At 52.7% G+C, this 5,629-nt stretch carries 6 protein-coding genes; all 6 read left to right on the top strand.

Annotated features, from left to right (window positions below):
* Window positions 1-80: 80 nt before the first annotated feature.
* The 6 genes from HMPREF2559_RS13435 to HMPREF2559_RS01065 all read left to right on the top strand — a co-directional run bounded on the left by HMPREF2559_RS13435 (window position 81) and on the right by HMPREF2559_RS01065 (window position 5,542).
* The gene (locus HMPREF2559_RS13435) at window positions 81-761 is read left to right on the top strand and encodes a metal-dependent transcriptional regulator (RefSeq protein ID WP_022862719.1); all 681 of its coding nucleotides are present in this window, start codon (window positions 81-83) and stop codon (window positions 759-761) included.
* Between the two features lie 116 nt (window positions 762-877).
* Window positions 878-1,327 carry a class Ib ribonucleoside-diphosphate reductase assembly flavoprotein NrdI gene (nrdI, locus tag HMPREF2559_RS01080; RefSeq protein ID WP_052093126.1) on the top strand — a complete coding sequence of 150 codons (450 nt, stop codon included), beginning with the start codon at window positions 878-880 and terminating at the stop codon, window positions 1,325-1,327.
* Window positions 1,328-1,394: 67 nt separating this feature from the next.
* The gene (nrdE, locus tag HMPREF2559_RS01075; RefSeq protein WP_034666261.1) at window positions 1,395-3,590 is read left to right on the top strand and encodes a class 1b ribonucleoside-diphosphate reductase subunit alpha; all 2,196 of its coding nucleotides are present in this window, start codon (window positions 1,395-1,397) and stop codon (window positions 3,588-3,590) included.
* A gap of 51 nt (window positions 3,591-3,641) precedes the next feature.
* Window positions 3,642-4,667 carry a class 1b ribonucleoside-diphosphate reductase subunit beta gene (gene nrdF, locus HMPREF2559_RS01070; protein ID WP_034666259.1) on the top strand — a complete coding sequence of 342 codons (1,026 nt, stop codon included), beginning with the start codon at window positions 3,642-3,644 and terminating at the stop codon, window positions 4,665-4,667.
* Window positions 4,648-4,920: a hypothetical protein gene (locus HMPREF2559_RS12625; protein WP_133065267.1), complete on the top strand. Its 273-nt coding sequence runs from the start codon at window positions 4,648-4,650 to the stop codon at window positions 4,918-4,920. Before nrdF ends, HMPREF2559_RS12625 begins: the two co-directional genes overlap by 20 nt.
* A gap of 40 nt (window positions 4,921-4,960) precedes the next feature.
* Complete coding sequence (locus tag HMPREF2559_RS01065; RefSeq protein ID WP_022862715.1) at window positions 4,961-5,542, top strand: NADPH-dependent FMN reductase; 582 nt, start codon at window positions 4,961-4,963, stop codon at window positions 5,540-5,542.
* Window positions 5,543-5,629: the final 87 nt, after the last annotated feature.

Genomic DNA, 5,629 nt, shown 5'->3' with positions numbered 1-5,629 from the left:
AAAGAAGCGGAACTAAACCCAGGACGCTTCATGGGGCACAGCGCCTAAGGCGCATACGGAAGCTGGGTTAACATTTACTCATGTCTGTTTCTGAGCTGTCCACCAGTACCCAGAACTATTTGAAAGCTATCTGGGGGCTAAAGGAATGGTCATCCGAGCCCGTTACCGCCACACTTATAGCGAAACAGCTGGGACTCAAGCTCTCCTCGGTCTCCGATGCAGTGCGCAAAATGTCGAAGCAAGGGCTCGTGTCACACACGCCCTATGGCTCTGTGGAGTTAACCGAACTTGGCAGGCAGTACGCATTGGTCATGGTGCGCCGCCACCGATTGCTTGAGTCTTTTTTGGTTCAAGCATTGGATTATACGTGGGACGAGGTCCATGATGAAGCCGAAAATCTTGAACACGCGGTGTCTGACATGCTCATAGAGCGCGTGGATAAGTTCCTCAATTACCCCACTAGGGATCCACACGGCGACCCTATCCCTACGGTTGATGGACAGGTCACTATCCCCAGTGCGCACCGTCTCACCGACAGCGGCGCACAACCGCAGGTGACCGTGGAACGCATTTCTGATTCCGACCCACAACTGCTGGCCTTCCTCAAAGAGCAAGGCATCGTCATTGGGGCTGTTCTTACCACGCGCGAAGGAACGCCCTTTTCAGAATCGCTCGAAGTACAGGTAGCCGACAGTACTCAGTGGGTAGTACTTGGGCGCCCAGCTACGGACGCAGTGTTTGTAGCACACCACAGCCTGTAGTCTTTCCCTTTCTCATTAATCCTGTCCCTACCTGCCCTTTTAAAAACTACGGTGCGGCGTAGTTTGCAACTACGGTAGTACGTAGTTAATCTTTTCGATCATCACCTATCCCACTTATGGCTAAGGCCAGGATGAGCAGGATTGTCATGTCAGACTCACCAGATTTGGTGTACTTTTCTAGCGTTTCTGAAAACACAAAAAGATTCGTCGAACGCTTAGATAGACCCGCAGTGCGCATTCCACTGCGGCCCAAGAAAACCGGAATGATCCAGGTTTCACACCCGTACGTACTCATCGTTCCAACCTACGGCGGTGGCTCGCTCAAACGCGCAGTCCCCAAACAGGTCATCGACTTCCTCAATGACCCAATCAACCGTTCCTTTATCCGGGGCGTGATTACCTCAGGCAATACCAACTTCGGAAGCGCTTACTGCGTCGCCGGCCGCATCATTTCCGCTAAGTGCCACGTTCCAGAGCTGTATCACTTCGAGCTACTCGGCACGCAGAAGGACGTTGCCGCTGTAAAGCAGGGCCTTCACAAGTTTTGGGAGCAGCAAAGCAACTAACAATTACACCCCATTGATTTCCCACAAAATGAAGACCACATCCGCAACACACAGATTGGAAACCACAATGCCGCCACTTAAGGCCACCCCCACACAGCCCATTGGCCCTACGCCCCGCACCGCTTCAGCAGACGATGCCGGCGGTGTCGGTAAGCGCAAGAGCTACCATGCACTCAACGCGCAGCTGAACCTATTCGACGATTCGGGAAGAATCCAGTTCGACAAGGACATTGAGGCAACACAAGACTTTTTAGCGCACCATGTCACTCCCCGCATGCATCAGTTTGAATCCACCAAGCAGCGCTTGGAGTGGTTGGTTGATAACGAATACTACGAGCGGGAATTCCTTGAGCTTTATGATGACGATTTTCTGTGCACTATGTACGACAGAGCCCACCGAGCCAAGCATCAGTTCCGCACTTTCCTCGGCGCATTTAAGTTCTTTACTTCATACGCACTGAAAACCTTTGATGGCTCGCGATTTCTGGAAGGCTACGAAGAACGCGTCGCCACCACAGCTTTGTACCTTGCACAGGGCGATGAAGAGCTTGCGGAGAAGCTGGTGGATGACATCATGACCGGACGCTTCCAGCCCGCCACCCCTACTTTTCTCAACGCAGGAAAAGCCCAGCGTGGCGAAATGGTCTCCTGCTTCCTCCTTCGCATCGAAGACAATTTGGAAAGCATTGGCCGCAGCGTGAACTCTGCACTGCAGCTTTCAAAACGCGGCGGTGGTGTGGCCTTGTTACTGAGCAATCTGCGCGAATCCGGAGCCCCAATCAAAAAGATTGAGAACCAAGCTTCCGGCGTAGTCCCAGTCATGAAAATTCTGGAAGATAGCTTCAGCTATGCCAACCAATTGGGCGCTCGACAGGGCGCTGGAGCCGTCTACCTACATGCGCACCATCCAGATATTCTTCGTTTCCTGGATACCAAGCGGGAAAATGCCGATGAGAAAGTCCGCATTAAGACTCTTTCGCTGGGAGTTGTTATTCCAGATATAACCTTCCAGCTGGCCAAAGAGAACAAGGATATGCATCTTTTTAGCCCGTATGACATCGCTCGCGAGTACGGCGTAGCCATGTCTGACATGTCTATCACCGAGTATTACGACGAGCTGGTTTCCAATCCGCGAATTTCTCATACGACTATCAAGGCCCGCGAGTTTTTCACCACGCTGGCTGAGCTTCAGTTTGAATCTGGATACCCCTACATACTCTTTGAGGATACGGTCAACCGCGCTAATCCCCTCAAAGGACATATCAATATGTCCAATCTGTGTAGTGAGATCCTCCAGGTCAACACGCCATCCACCTACGGCGCCTCAGGTAACTACACCACCGTTGGCCAGGACATTTCCTGCAATCTAGGGTCGCTCAACATCGCTAAAGCTTTTGAATCACCGGACTTTGGGGAAACTGTTGAAACCGCGGTGCGCGCTCTCACGAAGGTCTCAGACCTAACAAATATCGAAGCTGTTCCTTCCATCGCTCACGGTAATGCATCCATGCATGCCATCGGGTTGGGCCAAATGAATCTCCACGGTTTCCTGGCTTCCAAGCGTATTCCTTATGGCTGCGCCGAAGCACTGGACTTTACAAATATCTATTTCCTGACCGTGACCTATCATGCGCTCCGTGCATCCCATGCGCTAGCGGTTGAGAAAGGTCAACGATTCACTGGCTTTGAAGAATCCACCTATGCCACTGGCGTCTACTTCGACAAGTACATCGACCAAGACTGGGCGCCGGCCACTGACCACGTAAAACAGCTATTCCATGAGGCTGGCGTGCAGATTCCTCAACGCGAGGATTGGCTGTGGCTCAAGAACCAAGTGATGCAAGACGGCATCTACAACGCCTACTTGCAGGCAGTTCCACCCACTGGATCAATTTCCTACATCAATGACTCCACCGCGTCCATACACCCGATTGCCTCCAAGATTGAAATACGCAAGGAAGGCCGCTTGGGGCGCGTGTACTACCCCGCACCGGAAATGACCAACGACAACTTGGAGTATTTCGATGACTCCTACACCGTGGGGTACAAAAAAATCATCGACACCTACGCTATGGCCACCCAACACGTGGACCAAGGGCTTTCCCTGACTTTGTTCTTCACCGCTGACACCACTACGCGGGACATCAACAAGGCACAAATCTATGCCTGGAAAGCCGGAATCAAGACCTTGTACTACATCCGTTTACGCCAACCTGCACTCCAGGGAACCGAGGTCGAAGGCTGCGTTTCCTGTGCTCTGTAGGAACACGGTCCTTCCTTCATTCACAACCATCCATCAAGAAAGAAAGAAGCTATGTCTTCAACATCAAACACTGCTGAGCTAACCAGCATCTCAGTTACGCCGCCAAGTTACCGGCATGACCCTTCAGCCCGCATCCGCGCCATCAATTGGAATCGGGTGAGCGATGAGAAGGATCTTGAAGTGTGGAACCGCCTCACCGCCAACTTTTGGTTGCCAGAAAAGGTTCCACTTTCAAACGATCTCCCGGCGTGGCAGAGGATGACACCGGAGGAACGCAACCTCACCATGCGGGTGTTCACGGGACTCACCACCCTGGACACCGTCCAGGCCACTGTGGGCGAAATCTGTCAGATCCAAGATGCCCGCACCGAGCACGAGGAGGCCGTGTATACCAACATCGCCTTCATGCAATCAGTCCATGCCCGTTCTTACTCTTCAGTGTTTTCTACTTTGAGCAGTACGAAAGAAATTGATGAGGCATACCGCTGGGCGGTGAATAATGACCTTCTCCAGGCACGCGCCAAAAAAGTGCTCACTCATTATTTTGGACCCGATCCACTCAAGCGCAAAGTGTCATCGACGCTGCTTTCCTCGCTGCTTCTCTACGCGGGTTTCTATCTTCCCCTGCATTTTTCCGTCCACGCCACCCTGACAAATACGGCAGACATGATTCGCCTCATTCTGCGTGACAAGGCAGTGCACGGTTACTACTCAGGCTACAAGTACCAGCGCGGACTGGAAACGTCTGCTCCACAACGGCAACAGGAGATGCATGATTTCACTATTTCCTTGCTCGAAGAGCTTTATGCCCTAGAGCTGGATTATTCCGGCGAGCTATATGAGCCGTTGGGGCTCATGGATGATGTAGCTGTATTCGTTCGCTATAACGCCAATAAGGCGCTCATGAATTTGGGCTACCCGGACTACTTCCCACCTGAAGAAACGGAAGTGAACCCGGAAATCCTCGCTGCCCTAGCACCTGGAGCAGATGAAAACCATGACTTCTTCTCCGGCTCCGGTTCCTCCTATGTCATTGGCACCGCTGAAGAAACGAGTGATGATGACTGGGATTTCTAAACCGTTTCCACGACCAGACCAAGGAAGCTGGCTTGAGACCATCGCGCTGTTTGAAGCCATCCGCGAAGGAAACCAACCAGCAGCCATGCGGCTTTTGGATACGTCCGCCGCACGGGAGGCCGTCCTCGGGGGACTGTTAGGACTCATCGAACTGTACTTCCGCCATGAAGAAGACAAAGTGGATAACTTTCTTACTGCCGCCCACGCCGCCGGGCCACCGCCTGCCTTTGGCTGCAAGCCTTTTCTCCCTTGATCGCACGTACCTACGCCCAACTAAGAAGAAAGGACTTCCTATGACCACCCCACGCATTAGTGTTATCGTCGGCAGCCTGCGCCGCGGCTCATTTGCGCGCAAGATTGCACACGAAGTGCTCACAATGATCCCTGAAAACTACCAGGCAGACATCGTTGAAATCCGTGACTTGCCGCTCTATGACTTCGACTACGATGACCCCTCGGTCACGGACAAGCCCATTCCAGCTGAGTACACCACTTTCCGCGACACCATCAAGAACTCGAGCGGCGTCCTCTTTGTTACCCCGGAAAATAACCGTACTATCCCTGCCTGTCTCAAGAATGCAGTGGACATCGGTTCCAAGCCCAACTCGGATGTGGCTTGGAAGAACCTTCCCGCAGGTATCATCAGTCACTCTGTAGGCCGCATGGGCGGCTACAGTTCACAGAAGAACCTCCGGCTCGCCCTGTCCTACTTCGATATGCCGCTTCCTGGTCAGCCCGAGGTATTCCTTGGCCAATCCCCCACCCTCTTCGAAGACTCCGGCCATCTCAATGAAGGCACCGCAGGCTTTGTCAAAGACTACGTTATACGCTTCCTGCAGTTGGTCGACATGACATTAACAGCCAAGCACAGCTAGCGACGGCGACTAACCCTAGCCACCGCCCTCTACGAAGTACTTGAAGGCTTCTAAAGGGGCTCTTCCGGTTTTAGAGTGCATTGATTT

It is taken from the genome of Corynebacterium sp. HMSC072G08, from assembly GCF_001809185.1.
Taxonomy (GTDB): Bacteria; Actinomycetota; Actinomycetes; order Mycobacteriales; family Mycobacteriaceae; genus Corynebacterium; species Corynebacterium phoceense.
This window is presented reverse-complemented; position numbering and strand designations above follow the sequence as displayed.